At 62.1% G+C, this 16100-nt stretch carries 14 protein-coding genes; 11 read left to right on the top strand and 3 right to left on the bottom strand.

Annotated elements, in window-relative coordinates; all coding sequences use genetic code 11:
* Nucleotides 1–2 precede the first annotated feature (2 nt).
* A complete protein-coding gene (locus AC1RDQ_RS28010) occupies nt 3–1289 on the top strand; it encodes an NAD(P)/FAD-dependent oxidoreductase (protein ID WP_492588715.1) in 1287 nt (428 codons plus the stop codon).
* A gap of 25 nt (nt 1290–1314) precedes the next feature.
* Here AC1RDQ_RS28010 and AC1RDQ_RS28015 read toward each other — a convergent pair whose 3' ends face one another.
* Nucleotides 1315–1938 (bottom strand): NIPSNAP family protein, encoded by a 624-nt coding sequence (locus AC1RDQ_RS28015; protein WP_492588716.1) that lies wholly within the window; start codon nt 1936–1938, stop codon nt 1315–1317.
* A gap of 250 nt (nt 1939–2188) precedes the next feature.
* Between AC1RDQ_RS28015 and leuC the strand changes: the two genes are divergently transcribed.
* Nucleotides 2189–3610 carry a 3-isopropylmalate dehydratase large subunit gene (leuC, locus tag AC1RDQ_RS28020; RefSeq protein ID WP_340317640.1) on the top strand — a complete coding sequence of 474 codons (1422 nt, stop codon included), beginning with the start codon at nt 2189–2191 and terminating at the stop codon, nt 3608–3610.
* A gap of 3 nt (nt 3611–3613) precedes the next feature.
* Complete coding sequence (gene leuD, locus AC1RDQ_RS28025) at nt 3614–4222, top strand: 3-isopropylmalate dehydratase small subunit (RefSeq protein WP_492588717.1); 609 nt, start codon at nt 3614–3616, stop codon at nt 4220–4222.
* A 144-nt stretch (nt 4223–4366) separates the two neighbouring features.
* Here leuD and AC1RDQ_RS28030 read toward each other — a convergent pair whose 3' ends face one another.
* Nucleotides 4367–5284, bottom strand: coding sequence for a LysR substrate-binding domain-containing protein (locus AC1RDQ_RS28030; protein WP_057715257.1), 918 nt, complete (start codon nt 5282–5284; stop codon nt 4367–4369).
* A 128-nt stretch (nt 5285–5412) separates the two neighbouring features.
* Between AC1RDQ_RS28030 and AC1RDQ_RS28035 the strand changes: the two genes are divergently transcribed.
* Nucleotides 5413–6759: a 2-hydroxycarboxylate transporter family protein gene (locus AC1RDQ_RS28035; RefSeq protein WP_057715258.1), complete on the top strand. Its 1347-nt coding sequence runs from the start codon at nt 5413–5415 to the stop codon at nt 6757–6759.
* A gap of 53 nt (nt 6760–6812) precedes the next feature.
* On the opposite strand, the gene AC1RDQ_RS28040 is transcribed toward AC1RDQ_RS28035, so the two are convergent.
* Complete coding sequence (locus AC1RDQ_RS28040) at nt 6813–7586, bottom strand: AraC family transcriptional regulator (RefSeq protein ID WP_489340448.1); 774 nt, start codon at nt 7584–7586, stop codon at nt 6813–6815.
* Nucleotides 7587–7719: 133 nt separating this feature from the next.
* Between AC1RDQ_RS28040 and AC1RDQ_RS28045 the strand changes: the two genes are divergently transcribed.
* From AC1RDQ_RS28045 to AC1RDQ_RS28075, 7 genes are all read left to right on the top strand, one after another.
* On the top strand, nt 7720–8940 hold the full coding sequence (locus AC1RDQ_RS28045; RefSeq protein WP_218498291.1) for an MFS transporter: 1221 nt from the start codon (nt 7720–7722) through the stop codon (nt 8938–8940).
* A 171-nt stretch (nt 8941–9111) separates the two neighbouring features.
* Entirely contained in the window at nt 9112–9936 is an 825-nt protein-coding gene (locus AC1RDQ_RS28050; RefSeq protein ID WP_492588718.1) for a response regulator transcription factor, read from the top strand.
* Nucleotides 9937–10293: 357 nt separating this feature from the next.
* Nucleotides 10294–11409: an ABC transporter ATP-binding protein gene (locus AC1RDQ_RS28055; protein WP_492588719.1), complete on the top strand. Its 1116-nt coding sequence runs from the start codon at nt 10294–10296 to the stop codon at nt 11407–11409.
* A 39-nt stretch (nt 11410–11448) separates the two neighbouring features.
* Entirely contained in the window at nt 11449–12591 is a 1143-nt protein-coding gene (locus AC1RDQ_RS28060) for an ABC transporter substrate-binding protein (RefSeq protein WP_492588720.1), read from the top strand.
* A 31-nt stretch (nt 12592–12622) separates the two neighbouring features.
* Nucleotides 12623–13540 (top strand): ABC transporter permease, encoded by a 918-nt coding sequence (locus AC1RDQ_RS28065; protein ID WP_349736185.1) that lies wholly within the window; start codon nt 12623–12625, stop codon nt 13538–13540.
* A gap of 1 nt (nt 13541) precedes the next feature.
* Entirely contained in the window at nt 13542–14369 is an 828-nt protein-coding gene (locus AC1RDQ_RS28070; RefSeq protein WP_057715265.1) for an ABC transporter permease, read from the top strand.
* Nucleotides 14362–15834: an aldehyde dehydrogenase family protein gene (locus AC1RDQ_RS28075; RefSeq protein ID WP_492588721.1), complete on the top strand. Its 1473-nt coding sequence runs from the start codon at nt 14362–14364 to the stop codon at nt 15832–15834. The genes AC1RDQ_RS28070 and AC1RDQ_RS28075 overlap by 8 nt, the downstream gene beginning before the upstream one ends.
* The last annotated feature ends 266 nt before the right edge of the window (nt 15835–16100 follow it).

A 16100-nucleotide genomic window follows, 5' to 3' on the forward strand; every position in this document is an offset into this window, starting at 1 on the left:
CCATGTCCAACGACTCCCTTTTCAACAGCCCCAATACAGTGTCGGACGTTGCCGTGATCGGCGCCGGGATCATCGGCGTCGCCTGCGCCCTGCGCCTGGCGCGCCAGGGCCGGCGGGTGGTGGTCATCGATCAGCAGGAGCCCGGTCGTGGCGCCTCGTTCGGCAATGCCGGGCACCTGGCCACCGAGCAGGTGTTCCCCATCGCCGACCTGTCGATCCTCAAACGCCTGCCCGCCATGCTCATGGACCCGATGGGCCCGCTGCGCCTGGACTGGAAATACATGCCCCGGGCCCTGCCCTGGTTCGCACGCCTGTTGCTCAACCTGCGACCGGCGCCGTTCCAGCGCACCGTGGCCGGCATCCGCGCGCTCAATGAAAGCAGCCTGGGGGCCTGGCACCGGTTGCTGGAGACCATCGAACGTCCCCAGTTGCTGAAGGAAGACGGCTCGTTGCTGGTGTTCGAGCGCGCCGACTCGCAACAGGCCATCGAAGCGCTACAGGCGCGCATGCGCCAGCAGCAAGTGCCGGTGGATTTCTGGCGGGCCAAGGCGGTACGCGATGCGGCGCCGCAACTCAGCGAGCAGCTCCGGGGCGGATTATTCTTCCCGCGCACCGGGCATTTTCTCGATCCCTTCCAGGTGGTTGGCGAACTGGTGCACGCGGCCAAAAGCAGCGGCGTGCAGTTCCTCAAGCAGCGGGTCGAGGGCGGGCAATTGAATGAAAGCGGCGTGTCGTTGATCACCAATCAAGGACGCGTCAGCAGTCGACACGTGCTGGTTGCCTGTGGCGCCCATTCCGCCAAACTCACCACTGCATTGACCGGCAAGAAGGTACCGCTGGACACCGAGCGCGGCTATCACCTGATGCTGCCCCACGAGCACGAACGCTTGCCGTTTGCCGTCACTTCACTGGAGCGCAAGTTCATCATGACGCCGATGGCAGACGGGCTGCGCCTGGCCGGCACCGTCGAGTTCGCCGGTCTCGACTGCCCACCGACCATGGAACGCGCCTGGCAGTTGCACCGCCTGAGCAAAGGCCTGTTCAAACGCGACCTGAGTGCCGAAGCCGCCACGCCGTGGATGGGTTTCCGGCCGTCCTTGCCCGACTCCCTGCCGATCATCGACCGGGTGTGCGACGGCAAGGTCCTGCTCGCCTTCGGTCATCAGCATCTGGGGTTGACCCAGGCGGCGGTCACGGCGGAAATGATCGCGCAAATGGCCTCGCCCTTGACTGGAGCCCTGCCCTACAGCCTGCCGGCGACTGCGCCGTACAGGCTGGATCGTTTCTGAGGACCCCGGTCGCGCCGAGCCCGGGTCATTGCAAGGGCGAGAACTTCGCGGGCAGGTAGATCGTCGAGCGCATGTCACCCAGTTGCGGGCCGGAGTTTTCCGGCGGCCAGACGCCGTCGGCAACCGCTTGGGTGCGTACTTGCAGGCGCTGTTCCAAAGTGGTCCACGGCCAGATGTGCAAATAGCGCGGCAGCGAACCGTCAGTGGCATAAAACGCCGCGTACACCGGTGAATACTGTTCGGCGGTCCGCGCTTCGATCGCTTTGCTCCAGCCGTCGAGGGTGGGCTGCAAGCCGCTGCTGATCAGGTCGTAGACGCGTAACTCATAGAACGGACCGTGCTGACCGGCGCTCAAGGGTTCGAGAAAGGGGAACAGCGTGTAGTTTTCGATGCGTAGATCGGTGATGAACTCGTTGATGCCAAACGCCCCACCCCCCAGCAGGAAACGCTCGCGCTCGGCTTGCCTCAGGTGTTCGTCGGCGTAGCCACGCAGCACGGCAAGCTGGTTCAACTGGCCGATCTCCGAAGCCCAGCAGCCTATCAACGTGCCGCCGACTTTCGGGTCGTCCAGCGCCGCCTCGATCTGCGCCAACGCTTGCGCAACCGTGCGCACCCGCACGGTAAAAGTGATCAGTTCAAATAAACGCATAACAACTTCGCCCACCGGTTTGCCAAAAGCACACAGCCTAGGGCAGCCGCCACCAGCGGGATATTGAGACGAACCCCATTGGTAACGGCATTTGCCGCAGTGTTCTAGGTAGTTTCTTTACGTTGAGCAGCGCCCGGTAATTCACATATCGTGTTCAATGCCTTCACTTAATGGCGCTTGATGCAGGAATGGCGACGAATATGCTGTGGGTACATTTCCGTGATCTCGCATGACAACAAGAGCCCACACCATGCACAGCCCCAGAACGCTTTACCAAAAACACATCGACAGCCACACCGTATGCGCCCTCGACGATCAGGGCCACGTGCTGCTGTACATCGACCGCCAGGTCGCCAACGAATACACCAGCCCGCAAGCATTCAGTGGCATGCGCGAAGCCGGTCGCAAAGCCTGGCGCCCGGGCGCGACCCTGGCGGTCGTCGACCACGTCAATCCCACGGCGCCGACACGCACTGCCGCCATGCCGGACGCTGGCGGCGCTCGTCAGGTGTCTTACTTCGAAGAAAACTGCCGCGACTTCGGTATCGAACTGTTCGACGTGCTGGACAAGCGCCAGGGCATCGAGCACGTCGTGGCCCCCGAACAAGGCTTTATCCTGCCCGGCATGGTCGTTGCCGCCGGCGACAGCCACACCACTACCTACGGTGCCCTCGGTGCCTTCGGTTTCGGCATTGGCACTTCGGAAATCGAACACCTGCTGGCCTCGCAAACCTTGGTCTACAAGCGCCTGAAGACAATGCGCGTGACGGTTAACGGTGTACTCGGTACGGGCGTGACGTCCAAGGACATCATCATGGCCCTGATCGAAAAAATCGGCGCTTCCGGTGCCACCGGCTATGCCATCGAGTTCGCCGGCCCGGCGATCAGCGACCTCAGCGTCGAAGCGCGCATGACCATCTGCAACATGGCCGTCGAAGCGGGCGCCCGAGGCGCGTTCATGGCCCCGGATGACAAGGTCTTTGCTTATCTGCAACACAAACCCCGTGCCCCCCAAGGCCAACTGTGGGAACAGGCCGTCGCAAAATGGCGCGGCCTGCACAGCGACGAAGGTGCGGTGTTCGATCGCGAAGTCACCCTGGATGTCGCGGCGCTCGAACCCATGGTCACCTGGGGCACCAGCCCCGATCAGGCCGCATCGGTGGGCGGGCATGTGCCGGACCCGGCCGCGCAACCTGACTTGATCCTGCGTCAGGGCATGCAACGCGCCCTGAACTACATGGGCCTGACACCGGGCATGCCGCTCAGCGACGTGGTGATCAGCCACGCCTTCATCGGCTCATGCACCAACGCGCGCATCGAAGACCTGCGCGACGTCGCCCGCGTCGTGCGCGGCAAACGGGTGGCGTCGCACGTGCGGGCGATGATCGTGCCCGGTTCGACCCTGGTACGTCATCAGGCCGAAGACGAAGGACTGGCGCAGATCTTCCTCGACGCCGGGTTTGAATGGCGCCAGTCGGGCTGTTCGATGTGCCTGGCGATGAATGACGACGTGCTCGCCCCCGGTGATCGCTGCGCCTCAAGCACCAACCGCAACTTCGAAGGCCGCCAAGGCGCCGGTGCGCGCACCCATTTGATGAGCCCGGCCATGGTCGCCGCCGCAGCGATTACCGGGCACCTGACCGACGTGCGCACCTTCGCGCTGGAGGCTTGAACCATGCAACCTTTCGATTTCGTCAGCGGCAGCGCCGCCCCGCTCCTGGCCTCCAACATCGACACCGACGTGATCATGCCCAAGCAGTTCCTCAAAGGGATTGATCGCAAGGGGCTGGACAAGGGTCTGTTCTTTGACTTGAGGTTCCTTGAGTCCGGCGAACCCGATCCCGGGTTCATCCTCAACCAGCCGGCCTGGAACGACGCTGCGTTCCTGGTGGTGGGTCCCAATTTCGGCTGTGGTTCGAGCCGCGAACATGCGGTCTGGGGGCTGAAACAGGTCGGCATACGCGCCCTGATCGGCACCAGCTTCGCCGGTATTTTCTACGACAATTGCCAACGCAATGGCGTGTTGGCGATCCAGCTGACCGAGGTTCAACTCAATCAAATTGCCGCGTTGACCAGCAACCCGGCAACGGCTCGAATCAGCGTCAATCTGCCGGAACAAACCATCGAACTGGCAGACGGCAACGTGATCCCGTTCGGGATCGATGAACTGCGCAAGCAATCATTGCTGCTGGGGCTGGATGCCATTGGCACCACGTTGCAACGCGCCGAACAGATTCGCAGCTTCGAGGCCCGGCATCTGGCGGAAAATCCCTGGTTGGGCTGATGCAAAACCCCGGCGGCGGATCTAATGCTCTGTAGGAGCGAGCTCGCTCGCGATGGACTCAACGGCACCGCGTTTAACCAGTAAACACGCGTTATCGTTAACGACCATCGCGAGCGAGCTCGCTCCTACAGAGATGCCGGTGGTTCATTCAACCGAAAGATGACGAAAGTATTCCTCGAGAAACTCGACGCAAACCCGCAGCTTGGCCGACTGGCTCAACCGCGTCGGGTACACCGCCCAGACGTTGGCGCTCTGGGTGTAATCGTGCAGCACCTGCACCAGTCGCCCCTGCTCCAGCATCGGCTTCACATCCCACATCGAGCGCAACAGGATCCCGCCGCCACTCAGGGCCCACTGCAACACGATCTCACCGTTGTTGGACGATAACGGCCCGCTGACGCGTACCGATTCTTCCTGCCCGTCCTTCGTCAGGCTCCACACGCCGAACGCGTTGTTGCGCTCCTTGAGCACCAGGCAATCGTGGTCTTTCAAGTCCGCCAGCGATTGCGGCACCCCCCTGCGCTCCAGGTATTCGGGCGTCGCACACAGCACCCGCCGGTTGCTCACCAGTTTGCGTCCCAGGTGCTGGCCCGGCAGGTCATCACCCACGCGGATTTCCAGATCGAAGCCCTCGCCGACGATGTCGACCACGCGATCAAACACGTCCAGGCGCAATTCAAGCCTGGGATAGGTTTGCGACAGCTCGCAGATCGCCGGTGCCACATGGTTGCGCCCGAAACCGAAGCTGCTGCAGATGTGCAGCGAACCCATCGGCTGTTGCCGCGCCTGTGATATTTCGCCGACGAAGTCATCGAAGTCACCCAGCAACTTCTCCGCCCACACCCGCACCCGCTCGCCGTCGTCAGTCAGCGCGATGCGCCGTGTGGTGCGGTGCAGCAGCCGAGTCGAGAGCGTGGTTTCCAGCACGGAGATGCGTTTGCTGATGTACGCCGGGGAATACCCCAGCTCCTCGGCAGCGCTGGCGAAGCCGTTTTTTCGAACGACGGTGAGGAACACCTTGAGGTCTTCAGGCAAGGGAAATTGATCACGATTCGTGTTCATACGCCTCATACTTTCGCTGTTTATTGCGTTATTAGCGAAGGATACCATCGATCTACCGAGTGGCAATCCATCCCCGGCCAACCGTGGTTTCTGAATCCTCGATAAAAACAACATGAGGAAAGCGCGACATGAACAAGCCCTATGAACAATCCCTGAAAATCGAAACCGCCTCCGACGGCGGATTTGTGCAACGCCTGCGCAGCCTGTGCGCCTACGAAATCGGCGTCATCCCGCTGCCGATCTTTCTCGGCATCGCGGTCATCGTTTATCTCTCGGCCCATCTGGGCTTCCTGCCCAAGAACATGATCGGCGGGCTCGCCGTCATCATGACCATGGGCGTGTTTTTCGGCCAAATGGGCTCGCGCCTGCCGATCCTCAAGGAAATCGGCGGCGGTGCCATCCTGTGCCTGATGCTGCCATCGATCCTGGTGTTCTACGGCTTCTTCGGACCGGCGACGATCGACGCCACCAAAATGCTGATGAAAGAAGCCAACTTCCTTTACTTCGTGATCGCCAGCCTGGTGGTCGGCAGCATTCTGGGCATGAGCCGTTTCATTCTGGTCCAGGGCATGCTGCGGATGTTCATTCCCTTGCTCGTCGGCACCCTGGCCGCCGTTGCCAGCGGGTTGATCGTTGGCAAGTTGGTCGGCTACAGCTTCCACCACACGTTCTTTTTCATCATCGTGCCGATCATTGGCGGCGGGATCGGCGAAGGGATACTGCCCCTGTCGCTGGCCTACTCGGCAATCCTCGGCGGCACCCCGGATATCTACGTGGCTCAACTGGCGCCCGCCGCCGTGGTCGGCAACATCGTGGCGATCATCTGTGCCGGTTACCTGGCGCGCCTGGCCCTCAAGCGCCCGACCATCAATGGCGAAGGCTCGCTGATTCGCGCCAAGGACGAGAATGACCAATTCCTGGTCAAGGAAGACACAGGCACTATTGTCGACTTCCGCGTCATGGGTGCAGGGGTGCTGGTAATCTGCGCGTTCTTCGTCCTCGGCGGCCTGCTGGAAAAAGTCGTGGGCATTCCCGGCCCGGTGATGATGATCCTCGCGGCGGTGCTGTTTAAGTACCTTCGGGTGCTGCCGGAAAAACTCGAGAAAGGCGCCAACAGCTTTTACAAACTGGTGTCATCGGCGTTCATCTGGCCGGTGATGATCGGCCTGGGCATGCTCTACGTGCCGCTGGACAGTGTGGTGAAAGTGTTCTCGGTCGGCTACGTGCTGGTATGCGTCTCGGTGGTGGTGTCGATGACCGTAGCCGGCTTCTTCATCGGCAACCTGATGAAGATGTACCCCATCGAATCGGCCATCGTGACCTGCTGTCACAGCGGCCTGGGCGGCACCGGAGACGTGGCGATCCTCTCGGCTTCCAACCGCATGTCGCTGATGCCGTTCGCGCAAATCTCCACGCGCATTGGCGGTGCCTCGACGGTGATTCTGGCGACGATACTGTTGCGGCTTTTTGTTTGACGCGGTGCCGGTGACCCGAGGGTGTTCTCTTGTGCGAGAGAACACCCTTTCCATCACTTGAAAAAATCACTCGGCGTCTTGCCGAACTGCTTCTTGAACATGGTCGTGAATGCGCTTGGGCTGTCGTATCCCAGCTCCCCGGCGATGTCGATGATCTTCTCCCCGACGGCTATTCGCTCCAGCGCCAACAGCAGTCGCGCTTGCTGGCGCCATTGGCCGAAAGTCATGCCGGTTTCCTTGCGAAACCTGCGCTGGATGGTTTTGGCGTCGAGGCTCAACCGGGCGCTCCAGTCCGACAACGTCGAGCCATCCCCAGGGTCACGCTGCAACGCATTACAGATCAGGTTGATACGTTGGTCGGCGGGCTGCGGCAGGTTCAATGGCAAGGTCGGCAGGATCGTCAGCTCATCCAGGATCAGCCGCAGCACCCGGGCTTCCCGCGAGTCCGGATTGCAGGCGAAGTCGAAATCGACCGAGACCTTGATCAGCTCGCTCAGCAACGCGGAAACACTCACCGCCCGGGTTTCGGCGGGCAGATCCAGGCTCGGGTCTGGGCGCACGAAAACGCTGCGCATCTTGATCGCCCCCACACAGCGAATCGAATGCACTTCACCGCTCGGCATCCAGATGCCACGGCTCGGCGGCACCGTCCATTGGCTGGTGGCCGCGTGCACCACCATCACACCTTCGATGGCATAGATCAGTTGATGCTTTTCATGGGAGTGCGGCGGGATGAACCAGTTTTCCGGGTAGTCGGTCGCACTGCTGCGTACGCTCCAGCCGCCCTGGTCGATCTCCGCGAGAAATGTCTGCAATGGTTTGATCATGACGCCCTTTTTGCGATGGTCCACGCCCGAGTTGCGCGAGACGGGCGCCGTTGAGGCCCCTAGGATAACGCCGAACCCTGAAATTGGCTGCGCCTTGCGTTCGCAGTTCGCGTTTTTATCCGGAAACTCGCCTATGTCGACCACTACCCTGAGCTCTCCCTCACCCACCGCTTCGGTGGCCAGCCAGGCCAGCCCCCTGGTCATGCGCGTCATCGGCGCCTGTGCGCTGGCGCACCTGATCAACGACCTGATCCAGGCCGTGCTGCCGTCGATCTACCCGATGCTCAAGGCCAGTTATGGCCTGAGTTTCACCCAGGTCGGCCTGATCACCCTGACCTTCCAGCTCACCGCCTCGCTGCTGCAACCGTGGATCGGTTTCTACACCGACCGTCATCCCAAACCGTGGCTGTTGCCGGCCGGCATGGTCTGCACCCTGATCGGTATTCTGATGCTGTCGATGGTCGGCAGCTTCCCGGCCATTCTCGTGGCCTCGGCACTGGTGGGGGTTGGTTCGTCGACCTTTCACCCGGAGACCTCGCGGGTGGCGCGCCTGGCTTCGGGCGGTCGCTACGGCCTGGCGCAATCGACCTTCCAGGTTGGTGGCAACGCCGGTAGCGCCTTCGGTCCGCTGTTGGCCGCCGCGATCATCATTCCCTATGGCCAGGGCAACGTCGCCTGGTTTGGCCTGTTCGCAGTGTTTGCCATCCTCGTGCAGTACGGCCTGAGCCGCTGGTATCGCAATCACCTGAACCTGTTCAAGCTCAAGCAAGGCAGCAAGGCCACCCACGGCCTGTCGAAACGGCGGGTGACATTCGCCCTGGTGGTGCTGGCGCTGCTGGTGTTCTCCAAATACTTCTACATGGCCAGCTTCACCAGTTACTTCACCTTCTACCTGATCGAGAAGTTCGACCTGTCGGTGGCCAGTTCGCAGCTGTACCTGTTCCTGTTTCTTGGCGCCGTCGCGGCGGGCACGTTCTTTGGTGGCCCGATCGGCGACCGGATCGGCCGCAAGCAGGTGATCTGGTTTTCCATCCTCGGCGCCGCGCCGTTCACCCTCGCCCTGCCCTACGTCGACCTGTTCTGGACCGGCGTGCTGAGTATGCTCATCGGCTTCATCCTCGCCTCGGCGTTCTCGGCCATCGTGGTCTTCGCCCAGGAACTGGTGCCCGGCAACGTCGGCATGATCGCCGGGGTGTTCTTCGGCCTGATGTTCGGTTTCGGCGGGATCGGTGCCGCGCTGCTGGGGCACCTGGCGGACATCCATGGCATCGAGTACGTGTACACGCTGTGTTCGTTCCTGCCGTTGCTGGGGATTCTGACGATCCTGTTGCCTTCGACCCGGAGTGCTCGCTAAAGGATTCAGCCGATCATTTTTGATACCTGCCCTGTAGCACTCGGTAACACCAAGCCCTGTTGCGGTGCGTCTTCGCCACGACGCACCGCCAACCGCCGCGCTTCACACGGGCAATACCGCCATGGCGTACTTTGTGCATCCAAAGGCCATCCTCTTCTGCCTGTAGCCGCCATGCGCCCCAAGGAACTGAAACTCTGGACCACCGGTGTCGCCCACCTGCTCGACCTGCCTGCCGGGCATGGGCGGTTGTCGGGGCTGAGCCATTGGCTTCGGCAAATCTGCCCGGTCGATCATTTCGTGTTGTTTGTCTACGAAGGCAATCACCGGCCACTGGCGTTGTTCGATACGTTCTCGGCGGACAAGCGGGCGGTGTATGTCGATGACTATCAGTGCGGGCCTTACCTGCTGGATCCCTTCTACCTGGCCTGTACACGCGGGCAGGCGCCGGGGCTGTGGCGTCTGCGCCAGTTCGCCCCCGACCACTTCTACCTCGGCGAGTACTTCCTGACCTATTACCAGCAAACCGGACTGGCCGAGGAAGTGGCGTTCTTCGTCAACCTCGGTGGTGGCGCCATGGCAGTGTTGTCGTTGATGCGCTCCAGCGCCAGTTGTGCGTTCAGCCGGGACGAAATGCAACTGGTCGAGTGCGCGCAAGCGGTGGTCGAGCAGGTCATCAATGAGGCCTGGCGCTTGCGTCAGGCTCAGGAACCGCGACCGGCGCAGGACCTGGACTTCAAGATCCGCGAAGCCTTCGACCAGTTCGGTGCGCACATCCTCACCGGGCGCGAGCAGGAAATCGTTCAACTGTTGCTGCGCGGCCACTCCAGCGCCTCAGTGGCCGAACAACTGAACATCAGCCCCGGCACGGTGAAGATTCACCGCAAGAACATCTACGCCAAGCTGGGCATTGGCAGCCAGTCGGAGTTGCTGGGGTTGTTTATTCGGGAGCTGACGGAGGATCCGTTGCAGGCGCCCGGCCTCAAGCTGCAAGCCTGATACCTGTCGGCTAGCAGCCCCCCCTGTGGGAGCGAGCTCGCTCGCGATTGCGGCCTTACATTCAACATCCATGTGTCTGACACACCGCCATCGCGAGCAAGCTCGCTTCCACAATGGTCGGCGGTGTAAACAAAATTTGTATTCACCTCAAATCCCTGTAGGAGCGAGCCCGCTCGCGATGGTCGTTAACGATTACGCGTGATGACTGGCTCAACACAGTGCTCTTGAGTTCATCGCGAGCGAGCTCGCTCCTACAACAATCCGCTTCTATCCCCCAAGGGATATATACACCGCAAAACCCCGATTGCTAGTTTGGCCCCCAACGCACTGATTCATCACTGCAAGGGAGCCCGTCTCGTGAACAACACCCCGCCAAGCGATATCGAATTCTGCAATGTGGTCAAACGCTATGGCGAGGTGCAGGCCGTCGGCGGTCTGAATTTCGCGGTGCGCCGTGGCTCGTTTCATTCCTTCCTCGGCGGCTCGGGCTGCGGCAAGACCACCACCCTGCGCATGATTGCCGGCTTCGAACAACCCACCAGCGGCGAGGTTCGTCTGGCCGGCAAGAGCGTTGCCGGCGTGCCGGCCTTCGAGCGGCCGGTGAACATGGTGTTCCAGCATTACGCGCTGTTCCCGCACCTGACCGTGGCGCAGAACATTGCCTATGGCCTGCGCTATCGCACCCCGCGCCCTGACAAAAAACAGCAACTGCGCATGGCCGACGAAGCGCTGGAGATGGTACGCCTGAGCGGCTTCGGCCAGCGCAAGCCGAGCGAACTGTCCGGCGGCCAGCAACAGCGTGTCGCCCTCGCCCGCGCCTTGGTCAACAAGCCGACGGTGTTGCTGCTCGACGAGCCGCTGGCCGCACTGGACCGCAAGCTGCGCAAGGAGATGCAATCGGAATTGCTGCGTTTGCAGCGCGAGGTCGGCATCACCTTCGTGCTGGTCACCCACGACCAGGAAGAAGCCCTGTCGATGAGTGACAGCATCAGCGTGATGCACAACGGTTCGATCATCCAGACCGCCACTCCGGAACAACTCTATGAAGCCCCGGCCAGCCGCTACGTGGCGGATTTTATCGGTGAGTCCAATCTGTTCGACGGCACCGTGCGCCAGCTCAACGGCAACTCCGTGGTGCTGCGCACCGAGCAAGGGCTGGAACTGACCAGCCCCCTCACCCCCACCGGCAAAGCCCTGAGCGCCAACACCGCCGGTTGCATTGCGGTGCGGCCGGAGCTGATCAGCATCGCCGGGGTCAACGCCGAGATGACCCGGGAAGTGAAGCTGCCGGGCTGCGTTGAAGATCGCATTTATCTGGGCAATTCCACCGAGTACCGCGTCCGCACCCAGGCCTTTGGCGTGGTTTGCGTGCGGGTGCCGCGCCAGCAGGATCACGGCGCCAATGCATTCGAACACGGCGCGGCAGTGCGCGTCGGCTGGGATCACGCCAATGGCCTGGCCATGGCGTTGTAAATCATCGATTCGTTTCATCAACCGGATGTGGAGCGTGCTATGGACCAGAAGACTTTTATAAAAACCCTGCGCAGCTGGCAGAACGGCTCGATCAGCCGCCGTGAGTTCCTTGGCCGCACGGGCCTTGGGATCGCCGCCGCTGTGGTCGCGACCAACATGCCCGGCCTGCTGACCTCCACCGCAGAAGCCGCCGAGCAAACCAGGCTCGGTGATCGCCTGTCGCTGGCGACCTGGCCGAACTACCACAGCCAGGAAAACCTCGACGCCTTCGGCAAGACCACAGGCGCCCGGGTGTCGATGAGCGTGTTCGGTTCCAACGAGGAAATGCTCGCCAAATTACAGGCCGGCGGCAGTGGCTGGGACGTGCTGGTGCCGACCAACTACACCATCAGCACCTACGTCGGCCTGGGCCTGATCGAGCCGCTGGACCTGTCGCGCATCCCCAACTTCGACGCCTCGGCGTTCCAGCAAAAGTTCATGGCCCAGGGCACGGTGGACGGCAAGGTCTACGCGGTACCGAAAAACTGGGGCACCACCGGCATGCTCTACGACGCCGGCAAACTGAAAAACGGCCCAGCCAGCTGGAAGGAATTCTGGGCCGCCGCCCAAGGCCCGGCCAGTGGCCGGACAATTGTCCACGACTACCAGTTGACCGCCATCGGCAACGCGCTGAAAAGCTTTGGCTACAGCTTCAACTCCCTGGACCCGAAAGAACTGGCCGATGCCGAAAAGCTGCTGATCGAGGTCAAGCCACACCTGTTCGCGATCAACTCCGACATCCAGCCGTCGATGCGCAGCGGCGATGCCTGGCTGGCGATGTCGTGGACCGGCGACGCCTCGCAACTGCACCGCGACAACGCGCAAATGCAGTTCGAACTGGGCAAGGAAGGTGGCGAGTTGTGGAGCGACTTCTTCGCGATTCCCAAAAGCTCGGAGCACAAGGATGCCGCCTACGCGTTCATCAACTACCTGCTCGATCCGCAGCACAACAAGCTGGAAGTGCTGAGCCACGGCTACCCGAGCGGCGACAAGCGTGTCGACGCGCTGCTGCCTGTGGCGATGCTCGACGATCCGATCATGTACCCGGCCGCCGAGGCCCTGAGCCCGCTGGAGTTCGGGGCTGCCGCCACGCTGACCAGCCCGGCGCGCGCCGAACTGATGGCGCGATTCAAGTCTGCCTGATCGCTTGACCATGGCCAATGAGGAGTCACCCATGAATGCCGCCGCCCACCCGCAAACGGTGCAGCCGGGCCATGCCCTGTCGGTCGAGGTTCGCCAACGGCGCACCCTCGGCCGGCGCATTACCCTGCTGATGCTCTTGCCTTCGACTCTGTGGTTCCTGCTGCTGTTGTTGATGCCGCTGGTGATCATCCTGGTCTTCAGTTTCGGCGAGCGCAGCGCCGTGGGCGGTTACGCCGGTGGCTTCACACTGGCCAACTACCTGAACCTCGGTTCTCGCGGCGCGGCGTTCAGCAACACGCTGATGTTGGCGCCGCTGGGCACCCTGGTGTGCCTGGTGGCGGCTTATCCATTGGCGTACTTCCTTGCGGTCAAGGTCACAAGGAACCGCTCGCTGTTGCTGACCCTGGTGATCGTGCCGTTCTGGACCAGTTTCCTGATTCGCACCTACGCGTGGATTTTCATCCTCAGCGGCAAGGGCATCCCGGCGCTGCTGGCCAGCCTGGGTCTTGAGGATGTACGGCTGATCAACACGCCGTGGGCGGTGCTGATCGGCATCGTCTACGGCTACCTGCCGCTGATGGTGTTCCCGATCTACGTCAGCCTTGAAAAACTCGACAAGCGCCTGCTCGAAGCCTCGGCGGACCTGGGTGCCAGCGCCTTCGAAAGCTTCCGCCGAATCACCCTGCCGCTGTCCGCGCCGGGGATCATCACCGGGGTGATGCTGGTGTTCATCCTGCTGATGGGCGAGTTCCTGATCCCGGCCATTCTCGGCGGCGGCAAGGTGTTCTTTGTCGGCAACGCGTTGGTCGACCTGTTCCTGCAATCGCGCAACTGGCCGTTCGGCAGTGCGCTGGCCATGACGTTGGTGGCGATGATGCTGCTGATCATCGGCGTGTATCTGAAACTGGTGGCGCGCTACGGCGGCCGCCCTGCCGACGGAGGCCTGTGACATGTGGCTGCGCAGCTATTCAACCTCGCTGTACCTGTTTCTCTACGCGCCGATTGCCTTGATCGTGCTGTTCAGCTTCAACGCCGGGCGCAGTGGCCTGGCGTTCCAGTGCTGCTCGGTGCAATGGTTCGGCACCGCATTCGGCAACCCGTTCATCATGGAAGCCCTGGGCAACAGCGCGCTGATCGCCTTCAGTTCGGCGGTGATCGCCACGCTGTTCGGCACCCTGGCGGTGTTCGGCTTGCAGCGCTGCGGCGCCAAGGTACGGATGCTGTTCGATGCGCTGACCTATTGCGCGATCATCGTGCCGGGCATCGTCATCGGCATCTCGACGCTGATTGCCTTCATCAGCCTGTTCGACCTGATCAACCCGTTGCTGGCGAGCTGGTTGCCGACGGTACCGAAGTTGAACATGGGGTTCTTCACCGTGATTGCCGCGCATTCGCTTTTCACCATGGCACTGGTGATGGTGATCGTGCGCAGCCGCGTCGATTCCCTGGACAAGGCCTTGCTGGAAGCCTCGGCGGACCTGTACGCGCCACCGATGGACACCTTCTGGCGGGTGACCCTGCCGCAGATCAGTCCTGCGATCATGGCCGGGTTCCTGTTGGCGTTCACCTTCAGCTTCGACGATTTCATCATCGCGTTCTTCGTTGCCGGTTCCGAAACGACGTTGCCGATCTACATCTTTTCCTCCATCCGCCGTGGCGTGACGCCGGAGATCAACGCAATTTCCACGGTAATCATCTGCGTATCGCTGGCCCTGCTGTTCACTTCCCGCCATCTGCAAAACCGCCGTACCGGCGTCCAGGAGTCGCACCATGCGTGATCAGCTCTATATCAACGGCGAATGGGTCAGCCCGGACCTGGGCGGCTATCTGGACGTGATTGATCCGGCTACCGAACAGGCCTTCCACCGCGTGGCGGCGGGCACCGAAGAAGACGTCGATCATGCCGTGCGTGCGGCCCGGCGTGCCTTCGACAATGGCTGGGGCCAGACCAGCGGCGCCGAGCGCGGGCAATGGCTGGAGGCGCTGGCCGATGAACTGGAAAGTGGCCAGCAGGCGCTGGCGGAACTGGAAGTGCGCGACAACGGCAAACCCTTGCCCGAAGCGCAGTGGGACATTGGTGACGCCATCGCCTGTTTTCGCTACTACGCCGGGTTGGCCCGCGAACTGGATCAGCAACAGGATCAGCCGCTGGCCTTGCCGGACGCGCGTTTCTGCTGCCGCATCCGCCACGAGCCGATTGGCGTGGCCGGGCAGATCATTCCCTGGAACTACCCGCTGCTGATGGCCGCGTGGAAGGTTGCGCCGGCTTTGGCAGCCGGGGCCACTGTGGTGTTGAAGCCGTCGGAACTGACGCCGCTGACCGCCCTGGAACTGGCCGCTGCCGCCGATCGTATCGGCTTGCCCGCCGGGGTCTTGAACCTGGTCACCGGCCTAGGCGCCGATGCCGGCAGCCCGCTCACCGAGCATCCGGGGGTGGACAAACTGGCCTTCACCGGCAGCGTGCCCACCGGCGCGAAAATCATGTCGGCGGCGGCCCGCGACATCAAGAACATCAGCCTGGAACTGGGCGGCAAGTCTGCCTTTATCGTGTTCGATGACGCCGATGTCGAAGCCGCCGTGGAGTGGATTTTGTTCGGGATTTTCTGGAACCAGGGCCAGGTGTGCAGCGCCACGTCTCGTCTGCTGGTGCAGGAAACCATCGCTGCGCGCCTGATCGAACGGCTGGTGGAGGAAACCCGCAAGATCAGCATTGGCCCAGGCATGCAGCCCGGCGTGCTGCTCGGTCCGCTGGTCAGCCAGGGCCAGTACGACAAGGTGCTCGGCTTCATCGACCAGGGACTGGCCAGTGGCGCCCGTTTGCTCACGGGCGGACGGCGACCGGCGCACTTGCGCGAAGGTTACTTCGTCGAGCCAGCGATTTTCGACGAGCCTGGCCACAGCAGTATTTTGTGGCGCGAAGAAGTGTTCGGCCCGGTGCTGAGCATCAAGCGCTTCAAGACCGAAGAGCAAGCACTGCAAATGGCCAACGCCAGTCGTTTCGGCCTGGCCGCCGCCGTGATGAGCACGGACTTGCAGCGCACCGCCCGGGTCGCCAACCAGTTGCGTGCAGGGATCGTCTGGGTCAACTGCTCGCAACCGACCTTCGTCGAAGCCCCCTGGGGCGGCATAAAACACAGCGGCATCGGCCGCGAACTGGGCCAATGGGGGTTACACAATTACCTGGAGGTCAAACAGGTGACCGAGTACGTCAGCGACCAGCCTTGGGGGTGGTACTTGAAGTAATCAGGTCAAACTGTGGGAGCGAACTTGCTCGCGATAGCGGTGGGTCAGCCAGTATCTCTGTTGGATGTGCCGGCCTCTTCGCGGGCAAGCCCGCTCCCACAGGGATGGTGGCCGGTCGTTGGATTAGCGTTCACTGAAGATCAAAACTGTGGGAGCGAGCTTGCTCGCGATAGCGGTGGGTCAGCCAATATCTCTGTTGGATGTGCCGGCCTCTTCGCGGGCAAGCCCGCTCCCACAGGGATGGTGGCCAACCGCAGGATTGGCGT

The organism is Pseudomonas sp. GW823-FHT02E01, from assembly GCF_058797535.1.

Excerpts from the sequence above, each read along its gene's own strand:
- AC1RDQ_RS28010 (WP_492588715.1), top strand. The coding sequence starts at position 3 with ATGTCCAACGACTCCCTTTTCAACAGCCCCAATACAGTGTCGGACGTT.
- AC1RDQ_RS28015 (WP_492588716.1), bottom strand. The coding sequence starts at position 1,938 with ATGCGTTTATTTGAACTGATCACTTTTACCGTGCGGGTGCGCACGGTT.
- leuC (WP_340317640.1), top strand. The coding sequence starts at position 2,189 with ATGCACAGCCCCAGAACGCTTTACCAAAAACACATCGACAGCCACACC.
- leuD (WP_492588717.1), top strand. The coding sequence starts at position 3,614 with ATGCAACCTTTCGATTTCGTCAGCGGCAGCGCCGCCCCGCTCCTGGCC.
- AC1RDQ_RS28030 (WP_057715257.1), bottom strand. The coding sequence starts at position 5,284 with ATGAACACGAATCGTGATCAATTTCCCTTGCCTGAAGACCTCAAGGTG.
- AC1RDQ_RS28035 (WP_057715258.1), top strand. The coding sequence starts at position 5,413 with ATGAACAAGCCCTATGAACAATCCCTGAAAATCGAAACCGCCTCCGAC.
- AC1RDQ_RS28040 (WP_489340448.1), bottom strand. The coding sequence starts at position 7,586 with ATGATCAAACCATTGCAGACATTTCTCGCGGAGATCGACCAGGGCGGC.
- AC1RDQ_RS28045 (WP_218498291.1), top strand. The coding sequence starts at position 7,720 with ATGTCGACCACTACCCTGAGCTCTCCCTCACCCACCGCTTCGGTGGCC.
- AC1RDQ_RS28050 (WP_492588718.1), top strand. The coding sequence starts at position 9,112 with ATGCGCCCCAAGGAACTGAAACTCTGGACCACCGGTGTCGCCCACCTG.
- AC1RDQ_RS28060 (WP_492588720.1), top strand. The coding sequence starts at position 11,449 with ATGGACCAGAAGACTTTTATAAAAACCCTGCGCAGCTGGCAGAACGGC.
- AC1RDQ_RS28065 (WP_349736185.1), top strand. The coding sequence starts at position 12,623 with ATGAATGCCGCCGCCCACCCGCAAACGGTGCAGCCGGGCCATGCCCTG.
- AC1RDQ_RS28070 (WP_057715265.1), top strand. The coding sequence starts at position 13,542 with ATGTGGCTGCGCAGCTATTCAACCTCGCTGTACCTGTTTCTCTACGCG.
- AC1RDQ_RS28075 (WP_492588721.1), top strand. The coding sequence starts at position 14,362 with ATGCGTGATCAGCTCTATATCAACGGCGAATGGGTCAGCCCGGACCTG.